The organism is Streptomyces sp. NPDC059696 (assembly GCF_042733745.1).
Lineage (GTDB): Bacteria > Actinomycetota > Actinomycetes > Streptomycetales > Streptomycetaceae > Streptomyces.
Window position 1 is genome coordinate 151,110 of record NZ_JBHWFG010000017.1, and the last position, 24,333, is coordinate 175,442.

A 24,333-nucleotide genomic window follows, 5' to 3' on the forward strand; every position below is an offset into this window, starting at 1 on the left:
GGTCGGCGGGACTTATTCCGTCGATCGGCCCCGGCCGTTGCGTGTACGGTTCCCGTATCGGCGTCGAAGCGTGGCGCCCGTACCCCGAACCGGCGGGACATCCGGACACACACATGTATGTGGGGACTCTGTCCTTCGATCTGCTCCTCGGCGATGTCCACTCGCTCAAGGAGAAACGCTCTCTGGTCCGCCCGATCGTGGCCGAACTCCAGCGCAAGTACGGGGTGAGCGCGGCCGAGACGGATCACCAGGACCTCCACCGCAGAGCCGAGATCGGGCTCGCGGTGGTCTCGGGGGAGACAGGACACCTCACCGACGTCCTGGACCGCTGTGAGCGGCTCGTCGCCGGCCGGCCCGAAATCGAACTGCTCTCGGTTCGACGCAGGCTCCACAGCGACGAAGACTGAAGCAACAAGTAAGCACTTAAGGAGACGGACCAGTGGCCGACAACGCGCGGGCTAAAAGGCTGGCGGACCTCATCCGAGAGGTGGTGGCCCAGAAGCTGCAGCGGGGGATCAAGGACCCGCGGCTCGGCTCCCACGTCACCATCACGGACACCCGGGTCACGGGTGACCTCAGGGAGGCGACCGTCTTCTACACGGTCTACGGGGACGACGAGGAGCGCGCTGCGGCCGCCGCCGGCCTGGAGAGCGCCAAGGGCGTCCTGCGCTCCGAGGTGGGCCGCGCGGCCGGTGTGAAGTTCACGCCGACCCTGACCTTCGTCATGGACGCCCTCCCGGACACCGCCCGCACCATCGAGGACCTCCTCGACAAGGCGCGCCAGTCCGACGAGAAGGTGCGCGAGGCGTCCGCGGGCGCGAAGTACGCCGGCGAAGCCGACCCGTACCGCAAGCCCGACGAGGACGACGAGACGGACGACGGCGCCGAATGACCCAGAAGCACACCACGCCCGACGGCCTTGTCATCGTCGACAAGCCGTCGGGCTTCACTTCGCACGACGTGGTCGCCAAGATGCGCGGCATCGCCAGAACGCGGCGCGTCGGGCACGCCGGCACCCTCGACCCCATGGCGACGGGTGTCCTCGTCCTCGGCGTCGAGAAGGCCACCAAGCTCCTCGGTCACCTCGCGCTGACCGAGAAGGAGTACCTGGGCACCGTCCGGCTCGGGCAGAACACCCTCACGGACGACGCCGAGGGGGAGATCATCTCCTCCACCGACGCCTCCAAGGTCACCCGCGACGCGATCGACGCCGGCATCGCCGCGCTGACCGGCGACATCATGCAGGTGCCGTCCAAGGTCAGCGCCATCAAGATCAACGGCGTGCGCTCGTACAAGCGGGCCCGGGAGGGCGAGGAGTTCGAGATCCCGGCCCGGCCGGTCACGGTCTCGTCCTTCGACGTGTACGACGTCCGGGACGCCGTCGCCGACGACGGCACGGCCGTCCTCGACCTGGTCGTGTCGGTCGTCTGCTCCTCCGGCACCTACATCCGGGCCCTGGCCCGCGACCTCGGCGCCGGCCTCGGTGTGGGCGGCCACCTCACCGCGTTGCGCCGTACCCGCGTCGGCCCCTACAAGCTGGACGCGGCCCGCACACTGGACCAGCACCAGCAGGAGCTGACCGTGATGCCGATGGCCGAGGCCGCAGCGGCCGCGTTCCCCCGGTGGGACGTCGACGCCCGGCGGGCCAAGCTGCTCACCAACGGCGTCCGGCTGGAGATGCCCGAGTCGTACGCGGGCTCCGGCCCCGTCGCCGTCTTCGACCCGGAGGGCCGCTTCCTCGCGCTGGTCGAGGAGCAGAAGGGCAAGGCCAAGAGCCTGGCCGTCTTCGCCTGACGGGAACCGGGAGCCGGGTGTCCGTCCGTGGAGCGGCGGCCACGGGGTACCTCCACTTCCGCCGCTCCACGGTCCCCCCTCGGTTCCCCCACCCCTAGGGTTATCCAGCCGCCCCCGTTCCTTCACCCGTCCGTGCGGGCGCTCGGAGTGAACCGGGGGAGCGGAAGGGGGCGCTTTCGCGAAGCGATCTGTCCCGCTGATCATCTCGCCCCTACCGTCGAACACGAGGGCACGGGTGTACGGCGGGGAGGCTCGACGATGACGTCGCGGAACCGGTCCCGGGAGACGGACGGCAGCACACAGAACTCCCCGGGCCGCCCCGGCAGAGCGGGGCAGCAGGGCACGGCGGTCCCTGGCCCGGGGACGGCAGGGCAGGAAGGCCGGGTGGTTCCTGGCCGCCAGGAGGGCCGGGGGCTTCCTGGCCTCGGTACGGCCGGGCAGGAGGGCCGTGCGGTCGCCGGCCCCGGGACCGTCGGGCAGGAGGGCCGTGCGGTCGCCGGCCCCGGGACCGTCGGGCAGGAGGGCTGGGCGGTCGCCGGCATCGGGACCGTCGGGCAGGAGGGCCGGGCGGTCGCCGGCATCGGGACCGTCGGGCAGGAGGGCCGGGCGGTCGCCGGCATCGGGGCCGTCGGGCCGGAGGGCCGGGCGGTTTGTCGCCCCGGGACGGCCGGGGGCGAGGCCGGGGTGGTTCCCGGGGACTGTCTCGTCCGTATCCACGATCCGGCCGGGCGCCCCCGCGGCACCGGCTTCCTGGCCGACCACCACGGCACCCTCATCACCAGCCACGAGGCCGTCGACGGTCTGCCCCGGCTCGTGCTGCACGGGGCCGGTGACCGTCGCCGGGTCGTGGCCGCCGACGCGGTCACCCCGCTGCCCGCGCTGGATCTGGCCCTCGTACGGACCGAGGGGCTCGGTGTGCCGCCGCTGCCCGTCACCGTGCGGGACGGTGCCGGGCCCGGCACGTACGTGCGGATCGCCGCAGGCGGCTGGCGCGAGGCCCGGGTGCTGGGACCGGCCTCCGTGACCTACGCGGCCACGGAACGTTTCCACCGTCTCGACGACGCGCTGGAGCTGGCGGTCGGCACGGCGGGGCGGGACGCGCTGCGGCTGGGCGGGGGAGCGGCCGGCGGCCCCGTGCTCGACGCCGGGACCGGCGCCGTCGTCGGAGTCCTCGGCACCGCGCTCAGCTCCGGCCACCGCGACGTCGGGTTCGCCGTACCGCTGCGGGCCCGGATCGCGGGAGCGGCCGGCCCCCTCGCCGGGCTGCTCGCCGAGAACGCCGCGACGGTCCCCGCCTACGGGGCCGATCTGAACCTCGCCGGAGTGCTCGAACTGACCGGCACATCGCGGGACCTGGACGGCCCGCCCGGCGGGACCGGCGTCCCGGCACCGGTCGAACGGGCCGGTGCGGCCGCCGGGTTCGACGCCTTCGCGGCAGGCGGGGCAGCCGTCCTCGGTCTGGTCGGGGCACCCGGCAGCGGTCGCACGACGGAACTCGCCGCACTCGCCGAGCGCCGTGGCCGCAGCGGGCACCCCACCCTCTGGCTGCGCGGTTGCGACCTGCGGGACGACGACACGTCGGTGGCGGACGCGGTCCGCAGGGCGCTGACCCGGGCCGCCCCCGTCGTGGCCGCCGCGCGGGCCTCGTCCCCGCTCGCTCCGCTCTCCCCGTCCGCCACGGCCGACCTGGGCGACACGACCCCCGAGCGCCTCGCCCGCCTCGCCGGTTCCCTCGGCAGGCCCCTGCTGCTCCTGCTGGACGGCCCCGAGGAGATGCCGCCCGGGGCGGCCCGCCGCCTGTCCGACTGGGCGGACGCGACCGTGCGGTGGCTCGACGGGACGGGCACGCGGATGGTGATGGCCTGCCGGCCGGAGTACTGGGAGGAGGTGGCGGACCTGCTGCACCGCCCCGCCTGCGTACGCCTCGGCGACCTCGCCGAGGACGAGGCCCGCGAGGCCGGTTCGCGGTACGGCATCGGCGAGGGCGCCCTCGCCGACGCCGACGCCCGGCACCCCCTCACCCTGCGCCTGCTCGGCGAGATCCGGGACGAGCTCATGGACGGCTCCGCAACGCCGGTCCTGCTCAGCGGCCCCGTCGACCGGGACGAGGTCTTCTCCGCCTACCTGGACCTGATGGCGCTGCGCATCGCCACCCGGTTGGCCGCCGGCAACGGCCTGCGCGGCACGGCCGTACGCCGGCTGGCGGCCAAGGCTGCGAGACAGGTGCACGAGGCGGCCCGACGCAGTCTCGGCCCGGGCTCCGGAGACCTGGACCGTGAGGCGTTCGCGGCGGTGTTCCCCTGGGGGACCGCCCCTGCCCGGCTCGGCGGCTGCTCGGGCTGGGCGTCGGCGGTGCTCGCCGAGGGCCTCCTCGTGCCCGCCGGAACCGGCTACCGCTTCGCGCACGAGGGGCTCGCCGAGTGGCTCCAGGGCATGCACCTCGACCTCGACGAAGCCCTGCAGGCCCTCGTCCACCGCGGCACCGACCCCCACGCCGACCCCGTACCGCACCACCGCATCGGGCCGGTCGTCCAGGCCCTGCTCTACCTCGGCCGCCGGCACGGCACCGGCCCACTGGCCTCCCGCCTGGCCGACCTGGTGCACGCCCTGGACGCCGACCCACGGTCCTGGTGGGCCGCCCGGCTGCTCGCCGGGACGCTGACGGCCCTGCCCGACGCGGCGCCCTGCACAGAGGTGCTGCGGCTGCTCGCCGACCGGATCGTGGCCTGGCGGCGGCAGGAGCGGCCCGTCCCGGAGGAGGTCGGGCCCCCTTTCTGGACCGGCGTACGGCTCCCGCTGGAGACGCGCTGCGCGCTGCTGCGGCGGCTGGTCCACGCCGACGGACCACCGTGCGAGGCCGGTCCCAGATTCCTGGACGCCGTCGCCGAACTCCTCGCCGCCGACCCCACCGCCGTACAACCCCACCTGGCCCGCTGGTTCGACGACGAGCAGCCGCTGCCCGCCACCCCGCACGCGACCGTGGCCACGGCCGCGCAAGTCCTGCTGCACACCCACCGCCATCGCGCCCTGGACGACCTGACGGACGTGCTCGTCGACCGCGCGCATCCCCGGGCCGACGAACTGCTCGCGGTGCTCGCCGAGGAGGAGCCGTCGGCGCTGTGCCGAGCCGCCGACCGGTGGGCACGCGACGAGCGCCCCGCACGGCGCAGCGCCGCGGTGGACCACGCACTGCGCGTCGCACCGCACGTCGGCACGGCAGGCGACCGCGCCCTGCTGCGCTACACGGCCCTCACCCTGCTCGCCCGCCCCGCCGACCGCGCCCTGCACGGCGGCGCACTCGCCCTCCTCGTCCAGGACCCCCACACCCGGGCCCGCTATCTCGCGCGGGCCCTGGAGCACTTCGCGGCGGGCGACCCCCGGTTCTCGCCGGACGCCCTGGCCGGAGCCCTGCTGAGCGACCCCGAGCCGGTCCTCGGGGCCTTCGCGGCCCGGCTGGAGCGGCCCGACGCGGAGGAGGCGCTGCGGGCGCTCGCCGACGCGACACCGCCGGGCCTGGCCCGGCGGATCGCCACGCTGCTGTGCCGGGCGGCAGGCGAGCGGCCGGAGCTGGCGGGGCAGGTGGCGGCGTACGCGGACCAGCGGCTCGACCGGGGCCCCGCCGCCCGGCCGGTGCTCCTGCCGCTGGTCACCGGCCTGCTGGAGGACGGTGACGTGCGGCTGCGCTGCGCCCTCGCCGCGGTCCTCACCCCGCCCGGCATCCCGGCGTCACGTCCGCTCCGCCGCGAACTGCGCGAGGCTCTCCTGGCCCGGGAGCAGGACACCGACGTCCTGGACGCGCTGCTGCACGCCGCTGCCCGCAACGGCGGCGACGACCTGCGCGACCTCGTCCACCGCATCGGACTGCTCCTCGTGCGCACCCCTCAGGGCGCCACCCGCTTCGACCGCGCCCTGGTCGACCTGGGCCGGCATGTGCCCGGCTTCGCCGCCCGCGCCGCCGCCTGGCTGGCCGACGCGCCGGGGGACTGGGCGGCACTGGTCGGGCCCAGCTCCCACCGGACGATCGAGAACCTGGCGGGCGCGGGCGTCCCGGCGTGACCGGCCGTGCGGGACCGGGGTGCCCGGACCCCGCACCACCCCGGCCCGGGCACCCGGGCCGCCGCGGTGCCGTGCGCCCGGGCCGCCGCGGTGCCGTGCGCCCTGTCACAGCCCCCATGCCGATGCGGGCGGGGAGCACCCGGCATGGCACCCTTAGACCTGCGTACGAGGCACCACGGACAACCGACCGGACACGGGTTCGACGAGCTTTCGACAAGGAGCAGGCACAGTGCAGCGCTGGCGTGGCTTGGAGGACATCCCCCAGGACTGGGGGCGCAGCGTCGTCACCATCGGCTCCTACGACGGAGTCCACCGCGGACACCAGCTGATCATCCGGCATGCCGTGGACCGCGCCCGGGAGCTGGGCGTGCCCGCCGTCGTCGTCACCTTCGACCCGCACCCCAGCGAGGTCGTCCGCCCCGGCAGCCACCCGCCGCTGCTCGCCGCCCACCACCGCCGTGCCGAACTCATGGCGGACCTCGGTGTGGACGCCGTGCTCATCCTCCCCTTCACATCCGAGTTCTCGAAGCTGTCCCCGGCCGATTTCGTCGTCAAGGTCCTGGTCGACAAGCTGCACGCCAAGGCCGTCGTCGAGGGCCCCAACTTCCGCTTCGGCCACAAGGCCGCCGGCAACGTGGAGTTCCTGTCCACGCAGGGCAAGACCTACGACTTCGAGGTCGAGGTCGTCGACCTGTACGTGACGGGCGAGGCGGGCGGCGGCGAGCCGTTCTCCTCCACGCTGACGCGACGGCTGGTCGCCGAGGGCGACGTCCGGGGCGCCGCGGAGATCCTGGGGCGTCCGCACCGGGTGGAGGGCGTCGTGGTCCGGGGCGCGCAGCGCGGCCGTGAACTCGGTTTCCCCACGGCGAACGTGGAGACGCTGCCGCACACGGCGATCCCGGCCGACGGTGTGTACGCCGGCTGGCTGCACGCCCAGGGCGAGGCGATGCCGGCGGCGATCTCCGTCGGCACGAACCCGCAGTTCGAGGGGACCGAGCGGACCGTGGAGGCGTATGCCATCGACCGGGTCGGGCTCGATCTGTACGGGTTGCATGTCGCGGTCGACTTCCTGGCGTTCGTGCGGGGGCAGGCGACGTTCGACACGCTCGAGGGTCTCCTGGAGCAGATGTCCGAGGACGTAGACAAGTGCAGGGAGTTGGTGGCGGCCGACGGGGCTGCCTAGTCCGCTTGGGGGCCGTCTGCGGGTGTGTGGGGGTTGTCGCGCAGTTCCCCGCGCCCCTAGGGGCGCGGTAGAACCGCCCAATGGCAAGCGACCTGTGATGCTCCGCCCCCGTTCAGCACCGGCAAGTCCTGGCCCCTGCACGCGTCCGCCACACCCGCTCGCTCCGCCTCGCCGCTCGCCAGGATCTGGCAACGGGCGTGGAAGCGGCAGCCGGACGGTACGCGCGACGGGTCGGGGGGCTCGCCCGTGAGGATCACCGGGGCGCCGGGTGCCTCCGGGAGTACGGACAGCAGCGCCTGGGTGTAGGGGTGCCGGGGCGCGGTCAGCACCTGCTCCACCGGGCCCGTCTCCACGATCCGGCCCAGGTACATCACCGCGACCCGGTCGGCGATGTTCCACGCCAGGCCCAGGTCGTGCGTGACGACCAGGGCGGACAGACCCAGCTCGGTGCGCAGCCGGAGCAACAGGGCGAGGATCTCACCGCGTACCGAGGCGTCCAGGGACGCCACCGGCTCGTCCGCGACGAGGAGTTCGGGTTCGAGGACCAGAGCGCCCGCGATGACCACCCGCTGGCGCTGCCCGCCGGACAGTTCGTGCGGGTAGCGCAGGAAGAAGCGCTCCGGGGGGCGCAGACCGGCCCGGGACAGGGCGTCGGCGACCGCGGTGCGTTCGTCGCCGCCGTGGCCGTGGATGCGCAGGCCCTCGGCGACCGCGTCGTACACCGTGTGCCGGGGGTTGAGGGAGCCGCTCGGGTCCTGGAGGACCAACTGGACGCGCTTGCGGTAGGCCTTGAGGGACCGGCCGGAGTAGTCCAGCGGGCGGCCGTCGAAGGTGACCCGGCCCGCCGTCGGTTCGACCAGGCCGAGCAGACTGCGGGCCAGGGTCGTCTTGCCGCACCCGGACTCGCCGACCAGCGCGACGATCTCACCGGGGCGGATGTCGAGGTCGACCCCGTCCACGGCCCGGGCCCGGGGACCCCCGTGCCGGCCGGGGAAGGTGACGTACAGGCCCTGGGCGCTCAGCAGCGGGGCGGTTGTGACCTCGGGGGCCGTGGGGGACACAGGGGACGTGGTCATGGCGTACTCGGCCTCGCTTCCTCCAGCGTCTCCGGCTCCCCGGCCGGCCGCTGCTCCCGGGCTTCCGGCTCCTCGGCCGACCGCCGCTCCCGGGCCTCCGGTTCCCCGGCCGAGCCCCTCTCACGGGGCTCCGGGGCCGCAGCCCGTCTCCCCTCGGCCGGCGGTCCGACCAGCACACACGCCGCCCGCCGCTCCGGCCCCGCCGTGCGCAGTGCCGGGTCCTCCTCGGGGCACGAGTCCAGCGCCACCGGACAGCGGGGATGGAACGTGCACCCGGACGGCAGGGCGGCCGGGTCGGGCGGGTCGCCCGCCAGTCCCCGCGGGGCGAACCGGGACGCCGCGTCGCCGATGCGCGGGAAGGCCGCCGACAGGGCCCGGGCGTAGGGGTGCCGGGCGTCCTCGTACACCTGCCGGGCCGGCCCCTCCTCGACCACCCGGCCCGCGTACATCACCGCCAGCCGGTCGCAGGTGTCGGCGAGGACCGCCAGGTCGTGACTGATCATGACCAGGCCGAGGTCCTGGTCCGCGACCAGCTGCTCGATGAGCCGGAGGATCTGGGCCTGGATCATCACGTCGAGCGCGGTGGTCGGCTCGTCGGCGATGATCAGCCGTGGGTCGCAGGCCAGGGCCATGGCGATCATGACGCGCTGGCGCTGGCCGCCCGACAGCTCGTGCGGGTAGGCGTCCGCGCGCGCGGCCGGCAGGCCGACCTGCTCCAGCAGCTCCGCGGTCTTCTTCTTCGCCCCGGCGGCGGTCGCCTTCCGGTGCAGCAGGATCGGCTCGGCGATCTGGTCGCCGACGCGGTGCACGGCGTTCAGGGAGTGCATCGCGCCCTGGAAGACGATGGAGGCCCCGGCCCAGCGGACCGCCCGGACGCGGCCCCACTTCATGGCCAGCACGTCCTCGCCGTCGAGCAGCACCTCCCCGGTGATCCGGGTGCCCGCCGGCAGCAGCCGCAGCAGGGCCAGCGCCAGCGTGGACTTGCCGCAGCCGGACTCCCCGGCGAGACCGAGCTTGTGGCCCGCGTCCAGGCGCAGGTCCACCCCGCGCACGGCGGCCGCCCCGCCCGCGTACGTCACGGTCAGGTTCCTGACGTCGAGCAGCGTCAACGCGACACCCCCAGCCTGGGGTTGAGGACGGACTCCACGGCCCGCCCGCACAGCGTGAACGCCAGCGCCACCACGGCGATGGCGATGCCCGGCGGCACCAGGTACCACCAGTCCCCGGCACTGACCGCGCCCGCCTCGCGCGCGTCCTGGAGCAGCCCGCCCCACGACACGACCGTGGGGTCGCCGAGGCCCAGGAAGGCGAGCGTCGCCTCCGCGAGGATGGCCGAGGAGATGATCAGGGTCGTCTGGGCCAGCACCAGCGGCATCACGTTCGGCAGGACGTGCCGGGACATGACGTGCCAGTGCCCGCCGCCGAGCGCCCGCGCCCGCTCGATGTACGGCCGCGTCTCCACCGCCAGGGTCTGCGCGCGCACCAGCCGGGCCGTGGTCGGCCAGGTGGTCACGCCGATCGCGACGACGGTCGTGGTCAGGGAGCGGGACATCACGGTCGCCAGCGCGATCGCCAGCACCAGCGTCGGCATCACCAGGAACCAGTCGGTGACCCGCATCATCACCGTCGCGTACCAGCCCTTGAAGTGTCCCGCCGCCACCCCGATCAGGGTGCCGATCGCCACCGACAGCACGGCCGCGAGCAGCCCGACCAGCAGCGACACCCGTGAACCCCAGATCACCAGGCCCAGCAGGTCCCGCCCGAACTGGTCGGTGCCGAGCGGGAACTCGGCGCTCGGGCTCTGCATCGGACGCCCCGGCGCGTCGGTCACGCTGCTCACGTCGGAGCCGACGAACAGCGGTGCGAACAGCGCCAGCAGTGCGCACAGGGCGAGCACGGCCAGGCCGTACAGCCCCGCCCGTTCGGCGCGGTACTGCCGCCAGAAGCGCGCGACGGACGCCCGGCGGCGCTGCCGGGCCAGGGCGCGCGGGCTCGGGGCCGTTCCGGTCGTCGTCGTCATCGGGCCACCCGGGGGTCCAGCAGCGGATACACCAGGTCGGCGAGGGTGTTCATCAGGATCACCGCGGCGGCGAACACGAAGAACAGCCCCTGCACGAGCGGCAGGTCGGGCACGCTCAGCGCCTGGTAGAAGAGTCCGCCGAGACCGGGCCAGGAGAACACCGTCTCCACGAGGATCACGCCCGCCACCGTCCGGCCGAGGTTGATGAAGATCAGCGTCACGGTCGGCAGCAGCGCGTTGGGCACGGCGTGGCGGCGGCGTACGAGGTCGTCGCGCAGCCCCTTGGCCCGTGCGGTGGTGAGATAGTCGCTGCCCATCTCGTCCAGCAGCGCCGACCGTGTGACCAGCAGTGTCTGCCCGTACTCCACCGCCACCAGCGTCACCACCGGCAGCACCAGGTGGTGCGCCACGTCGAGGACGTGACCGAAGCCCTCCTCGCCGCCCGACTCCATGCCACCGGTCGGGAACATGCCGGGCAGCGGTCCGATGCCGACCGACAGCACGATGATCAGCAGCAGCCCCAGCCAGAAGGACGGGATGGAGTACAGCGTCAGCGCGAGGCCCGTGTGGAGACGGTCGCCCAGCCTGCCGTGCCGCCAGGCCGACCGGGTGCCGAGGAAGATGCCCAGCGCCGTGTAGAGGACGAACGCCGTGCCGGTGAGCAGCAGGGTGTTCGGCAGCGCCTCGGTGATCTTGTCGACGACGGGCGTCCGGAACTGGTACGACGTCCCGAAGTCGCCCGTGAGCGCCTTGCCGCAGTAGTCGGTGAACTGCCGCCACAGCGGCAGGCCGAGTCCGAACTCCTCGCGGTAGGCGGCCAGTTGCTCCGCCGACACCTGACGGCCGCCCGTCATGGTCTTCACCGGGTCGCCGGGGATCAGCCGGAAGAGGAAGAAGCTGGTCACGAGCACGGCCAGCAGCGAGACGGCGGCACCGGCCAGCTTGCCCGCCAGGTACCGCGGGTACGCGGAGCCCTTGCGTACCCGCGGCCCGGCCGCCGTCCGCTGCTTGTCCTCGACCAGCGCGGGAGTCGCGTCAGCGGTCATGAGTGCCCGCTCGCCGCCTACTCGCGTTCCTCGGCGGTGGCCCGCCGCCGCATCGCCGCGAAGGCGCCGAGCCCGCCGAGGATCACGACACCCGCGACGATGCCGACCACGACCCCCGTCGACGACGCGTTGTCGGAGGACCCGCCGGAGTCCGCGGGCACCGCCGACCACCAGCTCCAGTAGCCGTCCTGCCCGTAGATGTTGCCCGCTTTCGCCGGCATGGTCGTGATCGACTTGATCTGGTCCGTCCGGAAGGCCTCGACCGCGTTCGGATACGCCATGACGTTCATGTACCCGAGGTCGTACAGCCGCGACTCCATCTGCTTGACGATGTCCGCCCGTTTGGCGGGGTCGTACTCGGTGAGCTGCCGGGCGTAGAGCTCGTCGTACTTCTTGTCGCAGATGAAGTTGTCCGTCGCCCCGGTGTCCTTCGGGGTCGCCGGGAGCGCGCCGCAGGTGTGGATCGACAGCACGAAGTCGGGGTCGGGGTTGACCGACCAGCCGTCGAACGCCAGGTCGTACCTGCCGGCCAGCCAGGGGTCGGTCACGTTGTCCAGGCAGTTGAGCTGGACGCCGATGCCGAGCTCGCCCCACCACTCCTGGAGGTACTTGCCGACCGCCTTGTCGTTGGGGTCGGTGGCGTGGCACAGCACGCGGTAGGTGATCGGCTTGCCGTCCTTGCCGACGCGTTTGCCGTCGCCGTTCTTCTTGTACCCGGCCTGGTCGAGCAGCCGGGCCGCCTCGGCCGGGTCGTACGCCAGCTTCCGGTCCGCGGACGGCTCCCAGAAGTAGTCCTGGAAGCGGGGCGGGATGTAGCCCTCGCCCTCGACGGCGTGGCCCCGGAACACCTTGTCGATGATGGCCTCGCGGTCGACGGCCCGGAACAGCGCGTTGCGCACCCGCTGGTCCAGCAGGGAGGGGTGACCGTCGCCGAACTTCTCGCCGTTCTTCGCCTTGGCGCCCGGGTTGGTGGCCAGGGCGTAGAAGCGGCGGCCGGGGGCGTCGTTGACCTGGATGTCGTCCGCGCCCTTCAGCGACTCCGCCTGGGCGGGCGTCAGGGACGGGGATCCGGCGACGAAGGACACCTCGCCCTTGCGCAGCGCCGACACGGCCGCGTCCTGGTCCTTGTAGTAGCGGAAGACCAGCTCGTCGAACTTCGGCGACCCGCGCCAGAAGTCCTTGTTGGCCTTGAGCCGGACGTAGCTGTCGGCCTTGTAGCCGCTCAGCACGAACGGTCCGTTCCCCACCACGGGGAAGCTCTTGTCGTTGTTGAACTCGGAGAAGTCCGAGACCTTCTCCCACACGTGCTTCGGCACGATCGGCACGTCCAGCGCGGCCATCGTGGCCTGCGGCTTCTTCAGCTCGATGACCAGCTTGGTGGGGCTGGGGGCGGTCACCTTCCGGAAGTTCCCGACGTAGCTGCCGTTCGCGGTGGCCGCGCCGGTGTCGGTCATCATCTTGTTGAAGGTCCACGCCGCGTCCTCGGCGGTGGCCTGCTCGCCGTCCGACCACGTGGAGTTGTCGCGGATCGTGTACGTCCACGTCAGCTTGTCCGCCGACGGCTCCCACTTGGTCGCCAGGCCCGGGATGGCGTGGTTGTCCTTGGGGTCGTAGTTGGTCAGGTACTCGTACATGAGGCGGTGGATGCTCGTGCTGAGCAGCCGGACCGCCAGGAACGGGCTGAGCGAGTCCACGCTCTGCGCCACGGCGACGGTCAGCACCTTCTTGCCGTCGTCGGCCGCCCGGGCCTGCCGGGGCGCCGGGTCGAGCGGGGTCGCGAGACCGGCGGTGAGGGTGAGCGCGGCGGCCCCGGCCAGGGCGACGAGCCGGAGGCCGTGCGGGAGGCTGCGTTTCTGATCGTTCGTGCCCATGGTCGGACCTCGCGTCATCGCTCGGACGGGAAGGACGGGTTGATCAGCTGTCAGATGCGTGATGTGTGTGTACCAGCGGCCGTCTCCACCCGTCAACGGCACGTTCACCCCTTGTGGCCTGCGGAAATAACGAATTGGCGAGCTTTTCGCACCCATTGGTCGAGACCACTGACGCGCTCCTGGCCAGGGCCTGGCAACGGAATTCGCCTCTGAACGCACCGCGGCCCGCGCCGAGTCGAACGGCGCGGGCCGGGCGGGGGATCGGCCCCTGAGAAGAGGCCGATCGGGTGAGTCGATTACTGCGTCGGAGGCACGGGCGGCGGGGTCTGGCCGTCCGGCTGGGCCCCGTCCGGCTGACCCGGCTGCGGGTAGCCGTAGCCGGGCTGCGGGGGAGCGGCCGGGGGCTGGCCGGGCTGGCCGGGCTGGGGATACGGCTGGCCGGGGTGGGCGACCGGCTGACCCGGCTGCGGGTACGGCCGGCCCGCCGCCTGCGGGTACGGCTGCCCGGGCTGGGCCGGGGGCTGGCCCGGCTGGGCGTACGGCTGCCCGGGCTGCGGCTGCGGCTGCGGCTGCTGGGGCTGGTGCGGGTATGCGCCCGGCTGGCCCGGAACCGGCTGCTGCTGGGCGGGGTGCGGGGGCTGACCGGGCTGGGCGTACGGCTGGCCCGGGACGGGCTGACCGGGCTGGGCGTACGGCTGCCCGGGCTGGGCCGGGGGCTGCCCCGGGTGGGCGTACGGCTGGCCCGGCACGGCCTGCCCCGGCATGGCCTGGCCCGGCATGGCCTGGCCCGGCATCGGCGGGGCGGCGACCGGCGGCGGGTTGCCGTCGGAGGTCCACAGCCCGTGCGACTGCTGGTGCCGGACGAAGTCCTCGGCGACCATCGCGGCGAGGTTGAAGTACGCCTCCCGCACCTTGGGCCGCATCATGTCGAGGTCGACCTCGGCGCCGGCGGCGAGGTGCTCGTCGAACGGCACGACGACGACCCCACGGCAGCGCGTCTCGAAGTGCGACACGATGTCGTCGACCTTGATCATCTTGCCGGTCTCGCGCACACCGGAGATGACGGTGATCGACCGCGAGACGAGGTCGGCGTACCCGTGCGCCGACAGCCAGTCGAGGGTCGTGCTCGCACTGCTCGCCCCGTCCACGGACGGCGTCGAGATGATGATGAGCTGGTCGGCGAGGTCCAGCACACCGCGCATGGCGCTGTAGAGCAGACCGGTACCGGAGTCGGTGAGGATCACCGGGTACTGCTTGCCCAGCACGTCGATCGCGCGCCGGTAGTCCTCGTCGTTGAACGTCGTGGACACGGCCGGGTCGACGTCGTTCGCGATGATCTCCAGACCGGAGGGCGCCTGGGACGTGAACCGCCTGATGTCCATGTACGAGTTGAGGTACGGGATCGCCTGTACGAGGTCGCGGATGGTGGCCCCGGTCTCGCGCCGCACGCGGCGCCCGAGGGTGCCCGCGTCCGGGTTGGCGTCGATCGCGAGGATCTTGTCCTGCCGTTCGGTGGCGAGCGTGGAGCCCAGCGCGGTGGTCGTGGTCGTCTTGCCGACACCGCCCTTGAGGCTGATCACCGCGATCCGGTAGCAGGAGAGCACGGGCGTGCGGATCAGGTCGAGCTTGCGCTGCCGCTCGGCCTCCTCCTTCTTCCCGCCGAGCTTGAAACGCCCGCCCCCGGCCGCCGGACGGCTGCTCTTCGCCTTCTGCCTCTTGCTGTTGAGCAGCCGGTCCGACGACAGCTCCACCGCGGCGGTGTAACCGAGCGGCGCGGCACCGGGGTTGGTCGGCTGCCGCTGGTCGTGCTGGATGGGCTGCGGCCAGACGGCACCGGTACGGGGGTCGACGGGCTGCTGCTGCGGCGGCAGTTGCCCCGGCTGCGGCTGCCCCACCGAGGTGGACGGCCCGGCCTGCGGCTGCCCGGCCTGCGGGGACGGGCCTTCGGGATGGGGCCGGCTCTGCGGAGGGACCGGGGGCTGCGGCTGAGCCTGCGCGTGCGGCGGCTGGGCGCCCGGCTGCGGGAAGCCGTAGCCGCCCTCGGGGTCGGGAGCGGCCGAGGTCGGTGCGCCGGGGTGCGGGAAGCCGTAGCCGTCCTGCCCGTCGGGCGCGGGGGCCGGGGCGTTCTGGGGCTGCTGGACGGGCGGCTGCTGGGCGGCCGGGGCCGGAGCACCCGGCTGGGGGAAGCCGTAACCGGCCTGCGGGGCAGGCGCGTTGCCTTGCTGAGGGAAGCCGTAGCCGCCCTGCGCGTCCGGCGCGGGAGCCTGCGGGCTCTGCGGCTGCTGGGCGTTCGGGCCGGGGGTTCCGGGGTGCGGGTACGCGTAGCCGCCCTGGGGGGCCGGCGGTGCCGCCTGCGGTGCGGCGGGCGCGTGGCCCGGCTGCGGGAAGCCGTAGCCACCGGGCTGCGGTGCGGACTGCGGTGCCGCCTGCGGTGCGGCGGGCGCGTGGCCCGGCTGCGGGAAGCCGTAGCCGCCGGGCTGTGGTGCGGGCTGGGCGGGCGGCTGGTGGGGTGGCGTCGGCGCGGCGGGCTGGTGCCACGCGGCGGGCGCGGGCTGCGGCGCCTGCGGCTGGAACGGCGGCTGCTGCACCGGCATCTGGGGCTGCGGCGGCACCGGGGGCTGTCCCTGTGCGGCCGTCGGCTGCGGCTGCGGCTGACCACCGGGTGCGGCCTTCGGGTCCGAGGGCTGCGCCGGGGGCTGAGGCTGGTGCTGCGGCTGGGCGGGCCACTCGCTCGCCGGTGCGGGAGCGGCCGGCTGGTACGAGGGCGGCAGCGGCGGTACGCCCTGCGGGGGAGTGGAGTCGGCGGGCGTGCTCTGCGGGGCCTCGGGGGAGACCGGCAGCGCGTCCTCCGGCTCGCTCCGCGCGGGCACGCTGTCGGCAGGGGGCGCGTCGGCGGGAGGCGCGTCAGCCGGCTCGGCAGCGGAGGCCACCGATTCCTCGCCCTCGTGCCCGGCACCGGCCGGCACCGCGTCCACGGGCTCGTCGGAGTCGGGCAGCGTTGCTTGGGGCTGCGCGTCCCCGGGCTGGGCGTCCTCGGGCTGGGCTTCCTCGAGCTGCGCGGCCTCGGGCTGCGCGTCGTCGGGCTGGGCGTCCCCGGGCTGGGCGTCCTTGAGCTGCGCGGCCTCGGGCTGCGCGTCGTCGAGCTGAGCCTCTTCGAGCTGAGCCTCTTCGAGCTGCGTTTCCTCGGGCCGGGCGTCCTGGGGGCCGGCCTGCCCAGGCTCGGTGTCGTCGGCCTCGGTGTCGTCAGCCTCGGCATCCTTGGACTCGGCGGCTTCCGGCTCGACGTCTCCAGGCTCGATGCCCTCAGACTCGACGTCTTCCAGACCGGTGTCGTCGGCCTCGGTGGCCTCGGGCACGGTGACCGTCGGCTCCGGCTGGGTACCCTGCGGCTCCGGCCTGGTGTCCTCCGGCTCGGTCTCCTCGGCGGGCGGCACGTCGGTGAAGGCGTCCGCGTCCAGCGCGTACTCCGAAGCCGCGCCGGAGTCGTCGGCCTCCGCACCGGCGCCGTCGTCCTCGGTCTCATCCGCACGGGCGCTGCTGTCGAGGTCAGCCGCCTCGGGAGCCTCAGGAGCCTCGACGGTGTCGGGAGCTTCCGGGGACTCAGGGCCGGCAACCGCCTCCGCGGCGGCCCGCTCCTCGATCTCCCGCTTCAGGGCGACGGCGGAGAAGCGCATCGTGGCACCGCTCTCCAGATCGCCGTTCTCCGGCTCGGCGGCATCGCCGGAGGCCCCCGGGGCCGACGCCGGGGGGACCGCCGGAGTGTCGGCCACCGCAGGAATCGCCGGGGCCGCTGAAGGCTCAGGGGCGGCCGGAGACTGCGCAGCGGAGGGCGGAGTCGCCGGAGTCTCGGGCACGGCCGGGGCCTGCGGCGGGGCGGGCGGCGTCCACGGCGACGGGTACCCGCCGACGGGGATGTTCGGCACAGCCGTGGGCGAGGCCGCATCACCCGCGGTTGTCTCGGACGATCCCGAAGGCCGGTCCCCGTGCGGCGACCCCTGGGGCTCGAACCCGCTGCCCATCGGCAGCTTGGGGACGGCCGAAGGACCTCCCGAAGCGGGCGCGGGCGGTACGGGGGGCGTGAAGGGCGCACCCGGCGCGGGAGCCGGAGGTGTGTACGGGGCGCCCGGAGCCGGAGCCGGAGCCGGAGCCGGAGCCGGCGCGGGAGGCGTGAACGGCGCCCCGGGCGCCGGAGCCCGCCCCGGAACGTACGGAGAGGACGGACTGCTGGAAGGAACAGGCGGATACGCGTAGCCGCCCCCGGAGGGATTCGCGTGCGGCGGCGGAGTCAGACCGGGCAGCGGCGGAACCGGCCCACTCGGCGCACCGGCGGAACCCGCACCCGAGCCAGTACCGGAACCCGAACCCGAACCCGCAGCCGAACCGGACCCCGTACCTGCAGCCCCACCGGCGGCAGCACCCCCAGAGGCACCCCCAGAGGCACCCCCAGAGGCACCCCCAGAGGCACCCCCAGAGGCACCCCCAGAGGCACCCCCGGAGACGCCAGAGCCCCCCGAACCCCCCGACTCCCCGGACGCCGCCCCGGCCCCCGAACCCCCCGAGTTCGTGCCCGAACTCCCCGAGGCGTTCTGCGTGTACCAGGCGGGCGGCGCGTAATCGATGGTGAACTCGCCGGTCATCTCCGCTGCGGACTCCGCGTCGGGCTGGTCATCGCCGGGTGTCGCCCAGCCCCCGCGGATCCCGTCCCGATCGCTGCTCACAGTGTTCCTCCTGGTGTGGTCGAGCACCCTCATGCCGTGCTGGGGCGACCCTTGCTTGTCGTCCGACGTCGTGCGAAGTCGTTTGAGGCGTATCGAAGGTCGTCCGAGGTCGTCCGCTCCACAGGCTCCCCCGCCTTCCCCCCTGGGACGCCGCCGCCTACCACGGGTTCTGACGGCGCGCCCCGTCCCAGCCTAATCACCACAAGCCCCGCCCCGGCAGGCCCGTCCGTCCCCGATCGGCTGTCCGCCGCGTCACAACCTGCCCAGAAGGTGCCCTGAAGTGACGTATACGGCACGCACTTTGGTGAAGAAAAAGGGCGATAAGTGTGAAGGGTCGTGAACCACCGTGCAGTCAGGCCGTATTGGGGTCATCAGAACGCAGTCGCCCTGAGACCGGGGCGACATGCGAAGAGGGGCGGCCGTTCACCGGCTCACCCCTCTTGGTGCACGCGTTGTCTACTGCCCGGCTTCGGGCCCCCCGCCGCGCGCCCCCTGCTCAAGATCGAACTCCCCGTCGCGCGCCCCCAGCACGAACGCACGCCACTCCGCCTCCGTGTAGCGCAGCACCGTGTCCGGGTCGAGCGACGACCGCATCGCCACGGCCCCCTCGGGCAGGTAGGCGATCTCGACCCGCTCCTCGTGCGCCTCGGTGCCCGGTGCGCCGTGCCACTCGACCCCGGAGATGTCGAGGGCGTAGAGCTCGTCCCGCTCCCGTTCCTTGCGTGCTTTGATCTCCTCAGCCGTCTCCGCCATGCCGCAGCGACCCCTTCCCGACGTACGAACGATCCGAGTCCGCTCACCCTAGTGGCCCTGCACGCCCCCGCCGGGAGGTTCGGCGGACCAGGGCAAAGGGGGTCCCCGTGGCCTGGTACCCTGGTCGACGGCCGTTTGTGTACGCACCCCCGGAGCCCAGCGCTCTGGAGGCCGCGCCCAGCGGATCCCCGCCTCCCGAGTAACGGAAGCTCCCCCGAGACACAGACCGGGGGCACTCGGTGGCCCATCACAGACTACGAGGAGTACGCGTGCCGCTCGACGCCGCTACGAAGAAGCAGATCATCACCGAGTTCGGCCAGAAGGAGGGCGACACCGGCTCCCCCGAGGTCCAGGTCGCCATGCTCTCGCGCCGCATCTCGGACCTGACCGAGCACCTCAAGACCCACAAGCACGACCACCACTCCCGCCGTGGTCTGCTGATCCTGGTGGGTCAGCGTCGCCGCCTTCTTCAGTACCTGGCGAAGAAGGACATCCAGCGCTTCCGCGCGCTGGTCGACCGCCTCGGCATCCGCCGCGGTGCGGCGGGCGCCAAGTAAGACGCCGTGAGGGGAGCGGTTCCCGGAGAATCGGGGCCGCTCCCTTTGCTGTACGTGCGGAGTGTCACCACGACTTTGTAGTGTGGTAGCACAACGCAATACGGACGACACAGCACGACAAGAAGAGGAGAGGCGCACCTGGCCGCCGCCGGTCCTCGGTAGTGGCCCCCGGGAGAACGAGCCCCCGGGAGCTTCGATCGAAGACCGGCCCGCACAGCACGGCGCGCTTCTCCGCAACCGTCCCCCTGCCACACGGGCAGCGGAGACGAGGACGAGGAGAAAACGCTAGTGGAGAACGAGACCCACTACGCCGAGGCCGTCATCGACAACGGCGCCTTCGGTACCCGCACCATCCGCTTCGAGACGGGCCGCCTGGCCAAGCAGGCCGCCGGCTCCGCCGTGGCGTACCTGGACGACGACACCATGGTGCTGTCGGCCACCACCGCCTCCAAGAACCCCAAGGACCAGCTCGACTTCTTCCCCCTGACGGTGGACGTCGAGGAGCGGATGTACGCCGCCGGCAAGATCCCCGGCAGCTTCTTCCGCCGTGAGGGCCGTCCCTCCGAGGACGCGATCCTCACCTGCCGCCTGATCGACCGCCCGCTGCGCCCCTCCTTCAAGAAGGGCCTGCGCAACGAGATCCAGGTCGTCGCCACGATCATGGCGCTCAACCCCGACCACCTGTACGACGTCGTCGCGATCAACGCCGCGTCCGCGTCCACGCAGCTGGCCGGCCTGCCCTTCTCCGGCCCGATCGGCGGCGTCCGCGTCGCGCTGATCAACGGCCAGTGGGTGGCCTTCCCGACGCACTCCGAGCTCGAGGACGCCGTCTTCGACATGGTCGTCGCGGGCCGCGTCCTGGAGGACGGCGACGTCGCGATCATGATGGTCGAGGCCGAGGCCACCGAGAAGACCATCAAGCTGGTCGAGGGCGGCGCCGAGGCGCCGACCGAGGAGGTCGTCGCCGCCGGTCTGGACGCCGCGAAGCCCTTCATCAAGGTGCTCTGCAAGGCCCAGTCGGACCTCGCCGCCAAGGCCGCCAAGCCCACCGGCGAGTTCCCGATCTTCCTCGACTACCAGGACGACGTCCTGGAGGCGCTCACCGCCGCCGTCAAGCCGGAGCTCGCCTCCGCGCTGACCATCGCCGGCAAGCAGGAGCGCGAGGCCGAGCTGGACCGCGTCAAGCAGCTCGCCGCCGAGAAGCTCCTGCCGGAGTTCGAGGGCCGCGAGAAGGAGATCTCCGCCGCGTACCGCGCGCTGACCAAGACCCTGGTCCGCGAGCGCGTCATCAAGGAGAAGAAGCGCATCGACGGCCGCGGTGTCACCGACATCCGCACCCTGGCCGCCGAGGTCGAGGCCATCCCGCGGGTCCACGGCTCCGCCGTGTTCGAGCGTGGCGAGACCCAGATCCTGGGCGTCACCACCCTGAACATGCTCCGCATGGAGCAGCAGCTGGACACCCTCTCCCCGGTGACCCGCAAGCGCTACATGCACAACTACAACTTCCCGCCGTACTCCACCGGCGAGACCGGCCGCGTCGGCTCCCCGAAGCGCCGCGAGATCGGCCACGGCGCCCTCGCCGAGCGCGCCCTGGTCCCGGTCCTGCCGAGCCGCGAGGAGTTCCCCTACGCGATCCGCCAGGTCTCCGAGGCGCTGAGCTCCAACGGCTCGACGTCCATGGGCTCGGTGTGCGCCTCCACCATGTCGCTGCTGAACGCCGGTGTGCCGCTCAAGGCCCCCGTCGCCGGTATCGCCATGGGCCTGATCTCCCAGGAGATCGAGGGCGAGACGCACTACGTCACCCTCACCGACATCCTCGGTGCGGAGGACGCCTTCGGCGACATGGACTTCAAGGTCGCCGGCACCAAGGAGTTCGTGACCGCCCTCCAGCTCGACACCAAGCTGGACGGCATCCCGGCCTCCGTCCTGGCCGCCGCCCTGAAGCAGGCCCGTGACGCCCGCCTCCACATCCTCGACGTGATGATGGAAGCGATCGACACGCCGGACGAGATGTCCCCGAACGCCCCGCGGATCATCACCGTCAAGATCCCCGTGGACAAGATCGGCGAGGTCATCGGCCCCAAGGGCAAGATGATCAACCAGATCCAGGAGGACACCGGCGCCGAGATCACGATCGAGGACGACGGCACCATCTACATCGGTGCCGCCGACGGTCCGGCCGCCGAGGCCGCCCGCGCCACGATCAACGGCATCGCCAACCCGACGATGCCCGAGGTCGGCGAGCGCTACCTGGGCACGGTCGTGAAGACGACCACCTTCGGCGCGTTCGTCTCCCTGCTCCCCGGCAAGGACGGTCTGCTGCACATCTCGCAGATCCGCAAGCTCGCCGGCGGCAAGCGCGTGGAGAACGTCGAGGACGTCCTCGGTGTGGGCCAGAAGGTCCAGGTCGAGATCGCCGAGATCGACTCCCGCGGCAAGCTCTCCCTGATCCCGGTCATCGAGGGCGAAGACGGCGACGAGACGAAGGACGACGGCGACAAGTGACGTCCCGTGGCTTCCAGGCGACGGCCCGCACCTCCTTGGAGGCGCGGGCCGTCGCCCGTACCCAAACCCTCATCCGGGGCGAGAACGGCATCGGCACGGTCCGCAAGACCACCCTCCCCGGCGGCCTGCGCATCGTCACCGAGACCCAGCCCTCGGTCCGCTCCGCGACCTTCGGCATCTGGGCGCACGTCGGCTCCCGCGACGAGACCCCCGCTCTGAACGGCGCCACCCACTACCTGGAGCACCTGCTCTTCAAGGGCACCAGCCGCAGGTCCGCCCTGGACATCTCCGCCGCGCTCGACGCGGTCGGCGGCGAGATGAACGCGTTCACGGCGAAGGAGTACACGTGCTACTACGCACGCGTGCTCGACAACGACCTGCCGCTGGCCATCGACGTCGTCTGCGACATGCTGACCGGCTCGCTCATCCGCGAGGACGACGTCGACGTCGAGCGGGGCGCCATCCTCGAAGAGATCGCCATGACCGAGGACGACCCGGGCGACTGTGTGCACGACCTGTTCGCGCACACGATGTTCGGCGACAACCCCCTCGGCCGCCCGGTCCTCGGCACCGTCGACACGGTCAACGCCCTCACCGCCGACCGCATCCGCCGCTTCTACAAGAAGCACTACGACCCGACCCACCTGGTCGTCGCCTGCGCCGGCAACATCGACCACGCCAAGGTCGTACGGCAGGTCCGCGCCGCCTTCGAGAAGGCCGGCGCCTTCAAGGACCAGACCGCGGAACCGGTCGCCCCGCGCAGCGGCACGCGGGCCCTGCGCACCGCGGGCCGTGTCGAGCTGATCGACCGCAAGACCGAGCAGGCGCACGTCGTGCTCGGCATGCCCGGCCTGTCCCGCACCGACGAGCGCCGCTGGGCCCTCGGCGTGCTGAACACGGCCCTCGGCGGAGGCATGTCCTCCCGCCTCTTCCAGGAGGTCCGCGAGAAGCGCGGCCTGGCCTACAGCGTGTACTCGTACACCTCGGGCTTCGCCGACTGCGGTCTGTTCGGCGTCTACGCCGGCTGCCGGCCCTCGCAGGTGCACGACGTGCTGAAGATCTGCCGCGACGAGCTCGACCAGGTCGCGCAGCACGGCCTCTCGGACGACGAGATAGGGCGCGCGATCGGCCAGCTCCAAGGCTCCACGGTGCTCGGCCTTGAGGACACCGGCGCGCTGATGAACCGCATCGGCAAGAGCGAGCTGTGCTGGGGCGAGCAGATGTCCGTCGACGACATGCTGTCGCGGATCGCGTCGGTCACCCCGGACGACGTCCGCGAGGTCGCCCGCGAGATCCTGGGACGGCGGCCCTCCCTGTCGGTCATCGGCCCGCTGAAGGACAAACAGGCGGCCCGCCTCAACGACGCCGTCGCCTGACGATCCCCTGGTTGAAGGAAGCACAAGAGATGAGCAAGCTGCGCGTGGCGGTCCTCGGCGCCAAGGGCCGGATCGGCTCGGAAGCCGTACGAGCCGTCGAAGCCGCCGAGGACATGGAACTCGTCGCCGCCCTCGGCCGTGGCGACAAGCTGGAGACGCTGACGGAAGCCGGCGCCCAGGTCGCCGTCGAACTGACCACGCCCGACTCGGTCATGGCCAACCTCGAGTTCTGCCTCGGCCACGGCATCCACGCGGTCGTCGGCACCACCGGCTGGACCGACGAGCGCCTCGCGCGGCTGAACGGCTGGCTGTCCGCCTCCCCGGAGACGGGCGTGCTCATCGCGCCGAACTTCTCCATCGGAGCCGTACTGAACATGAAGTTCGCGCAGATCGCGGCACCGTACTTCGAGTCGGTGGAGGTCATCGAGCTCCACCACCCGAAGAAGGTCGACGCCCCGTCGGGCACCGCCACGCGCACCGCCCAGCTCATCGCGTCGGCCCGTGCCGAGGCGGGCACCGCCCCGGCACCGGACGCCACACAGACGGCCCTGGACGGCGCACGTGGCGCGGACGTCGACGGCATCCCCGTGCACTCGGTCCGCCTGCGCGGCCTGCTGGCCCACCAGGAGGTCCTGCTGGGCGGCGAGGGCGAGACGCTGACCATCCGCCACGACTCGCTCCACCACAGCAGCTTCATGCCGGGCATCCTGCTCGGCGCCCGCCGCGTGGTGAGCACCCCGGGCCTGACGTTCGGCCTCGAACACTTCCTGGATCTGAACTGAGCCCCTGACCGTCATGCGCGCGAAGCTCACCTACGCCCTCACCGCCGCCGTCCTGGTCGTCTACTTCGTCCTGGTCGGCAGCCGCGGCGTCCTGCTCATCGAGATCGGCACGCCCCTCACCGTCACTTTCGGTGCCGCCGTGCTGATCCTGCCGGTCATCGGCCTGTGGTTCCTGTGGAAGAACACGCAGTTCGCCCGCAAGGCCGGTCAACTGGCCGCCGAACTCGACGCCGAGGGCGGTCTGCCCGTCGACGAACTGCGGCGCACCCCCAGCGGGCGCATCGACCGCGACTCGGCCGACGAGGTCTTCGCCCGGCGCAAGGCCGAGACGGAGGACGCCCCCGACGACTGGCGCGCCTGGTTCCGTCTCGCCGTCGCCTACCACGACGCCCGGGACACCCCCCGGGCCCGCAAGGCGATGCAGCGCGCGATCGCCCTGCACGACGGGAAGCAGCCCGAAGCGGCCTGACCGCACCCTTCATGCCGGTGGGGCCGGACCGTGGTGAACGGTCCCGCCCCCCCGGCATGTAGTACGACGAGGGGGTCAGCGCCGGGCGTGATCCGCGGCCCAGGGCTCCACCGCTTCGGGCGCCCGG

17 protein-coding genes and 1 pseudogene are annotated in these 24,333 nt (G+C 72.8%); 10 read left to right on the forward strand and 8 right to left on the reverse strand.

Going from position 1 to position 24,333, the window contains the following annotated elements; translation table 11 throughout:
- The first annotated feature begins 113 nt into the window (after positions 1 to 113).
- The 5 genes from ACFV20_RS20575 (at position 114) to ACFV20_RS20595 (ending at position 7,033) form a co-directional block, all read left to right on the forward strand.
- Positions 114 to 407, forward strand: a complete 294-nt coding sequence (locus ACFV20_RS20575) for a DUF503 domain-containing protein (protein ID WP_385658475.1) — start codon at positions 114 to 116, stop codon at positions 405 to 407.
- Positions 408 to 439: 32 nt separating this feature from the next.
- Positions 440 to 892 carry a 30S ribosome-binding factor RbfA gene (gene rbfA, locus ACFV20_RS20580; protein WP_385658477.1) on the forward strand — a complete coding sequence of 151 codons (453 nt, stop codon included), beginning with the start codon at positions 440 to 442 and terminating at the stop codon, positions 890 to 892.
- Positions 889 to 1,794 carry a tRNA pseudouridine(55) synthase TruB gene (gene truB / locus ACFV20_RS20585; protein ID WP_385658478.1) on the forward strand — a complete coding sequence of 302 codons (906 nt, stop codon included), beginning with the start codon at positions 889 to 891 and terminating at the stop codon, positions 1,792 to 1,794. Before rbfA ends, truB begins: the two co-directional genes overlap by 4 nt.
- A 684-nt stretch (positions 1,795 to 2,478) precedes the next feature.
- A complete protein-coding gene (locus ACFV20_RS20590) occupies positions 2,479 to 5,850 on the forward strand; it encodes a trypsin-like peptidase domain-containing protein (RefSeq protein ID WP_385658508.1) in 3,372 nt (1,123 codons plus the stop codon).
- A gap of 229 nt (positions 5,851 to 6,079) precedes the next feature.
- Entirely contained in the window at positions 6,080 to 7,033 is a 954-nt protein-coding gene (locus ACFV20_RS20595) for a bifunctional riboflavin kinase/FAD synthetase (protein WP_385658480.1), read from the forward strand.
- Positions 7,034 to 7,089: 56 nt separating this feature from the next.
- Here ACFV20_RS20595 and ACFV20_RS20600 read toward each other — a convergent pair whose 3' ends face one another.
- The 8 genes and pseudogenes from ACFV20_RS20600 to ACFV20_RS20635 form a co-directional block, all read right to left on the reverse strand.
- A complete protein-coding gene (locus ACFV20_RS20600; protein ID WP_385658481.1) occupies positions 7,090 to 8,109 on the reverse strand; it encodes an oligopeptide/dipeptide ABC transporter ATP-binding protein in 1,020 nt (339 codons plus the stop codon).
- A complete protein-coding gene (locus tag ACFV20_RS20605; RefSeq protein ID WP_385658483.1) occupies positions 8,106 to 9,218 on the reverse strand; it encodes an ABC transporter ATP-binding protein in 1,113 nt (370 codons plus the stop codon). Before ACFV20_RS20605 ends, ACFV20_RS20600 begins: the two co-directional genes overlap by 4 nt.
- Complete coding sequence (locus tag ACFV20_RS20610; protein WP_385658484.1) at positions 9,215 to 10,129, reverse strand: ABC transporter permease; 915 nt, start codon at positions 10,127 to 10,129, stop codon at positions 9,215 to 9,217. Before ACFV20_RS20610 ends, ACFV20_RS20605 begins: the two co-directional genes overlap by 4 nt.
- Positions 10,126 to 11,175, reverse strand: a complete 1,050-nt coding sequence (locus tag ACFV20_RS20615; RefSeq protein ID WP_385658486.1) for an ABC transporter permease — start codon at positions 11,173 to 11,175, stop codon at positions 10,126 to 10,128. Before ACFV20_RS20615 ends, ACFV20_RS20610 begins: the two co-directional genes overlap by 4 nt.
- A gap of 17 nt (positions 11,176 to 11,192) precedes the next feature.
- Positions 11,193 to 13,046 (reverse strand): ABC transporter substrate-binding protein, encoded by a 1,854-nt coding sequence (locus ACFV20_RS20620; protein WP_385658488.1) that lies wholly within the window; start codon positions 13,044 to 13,046, stop codon positions 11,193 to 11,195.
- A gap of 296 nt (positions 13,047 to 13,342) precedes the next feature.
- Complete coding sequence (locus ACFV20_RS20625; protein WP_385658509.1) at positions 13,343 to 16,816, reverse strand: AAA family ATPase; 3,474 nt, start codon at positions 16,814 to 16,816, stop codon at positions 13,343 to 13,345.
- 867 nt (positions 16,817 to 17,683) lie between these two features.
- A pseudogene (locus tag ACFV20_RS20630) lies at positions 17,684 to 17,797 on the reverse strand (hypothetical protein); the annotation flags it as partial.
- Positions 17,798 to 18,220: 423 nt separating this feature from the next.
- Complete coding sequence (locus ACFV20_RS20635) at positions 18,221 to 18,517, reverse strand: DUF397 domain-containing protein (RefSeq protein WP_385658490.1); 297 nt, start codon at positions 18,515 to 18,517, stop codon at positions 18,221 to 18,223.
- Between the two features lie 269 nt (positions 18,518 to 18,786).
- Here ACFV20_RS20635 and rpsO point away from each other — a divergent pair, with 269 nt between their 5' ends.
- The 5 genes from rpsO (at position 18,787) to ACFV20_RS20660 (ending at position 24,206) form a co-directional block, all read left to right on the forward strand.
- A complete protein-coding gene (gene rpsO, locus ACFV20_RS20640; RefSeq protein ID WP_003993372.1) occupies positions 18,787 to 19,074 on the forward strand; it encodes a 30S ribosomal protein S15 in 288 nt (95 codons plus the stop codon).
- Between the two features lie 288 nt (positions 19,075 to 19,362).
- On the forward strand, positions 19,363 to 21,579 hold the full coding sequence (locus tag ACFV20_RS20645) for a polyribonucleotide nucleotidyltransferase (protein WP_385658491.1): 2,217 nt from the start codon (positions 19,363 to 19,365) through the stop codon (positions 21,577 to 21,579).
- The gene (locus ACFV20_RS20650; protein WP_385658493.1) at positions 21,576 to 22,955 is read left to right on the forward strand and encodes a M16 family metallopeptidase; all 1,380 of its coding nucleotides are present in this window, start codon (positions 21,576 to 21,578) and stop codon (positions 22,953 to 22,955) included. The genes ACFV20_RS20645 and ACFV20_RS20650 overlap by 4 nt, the downstream gene beginning before the upstream one ends.
- Before the next feature lie 29 nt (positions 22,956 to 22,984).
- Positions 22,985 to 23,737, forward strand: a complete 753-nt coding sequence (gene dapB, locus ACFV20_RS20655; RefSeq protein ID WP_385658494.1) for a 4-hydroxy-tetrahydrodipicolinate reductase — start codon at positions 22,985 to 22,987, stop codon at positions 23,735 to 23,737.
- 13 nt (positions 23,738 to 23,750) lie between these two features.
- Entirely contained in the window at positions 23,751 to 24,206 is a 456-nt protein-coding gene (locus tag ACFV20_RS20660; RefSeq protein WP_385658496.1) for a hypothetical protein, read from the forward strand.
- Positions 24,207 to 24,333: the final 127 nt, after the last annotated feature.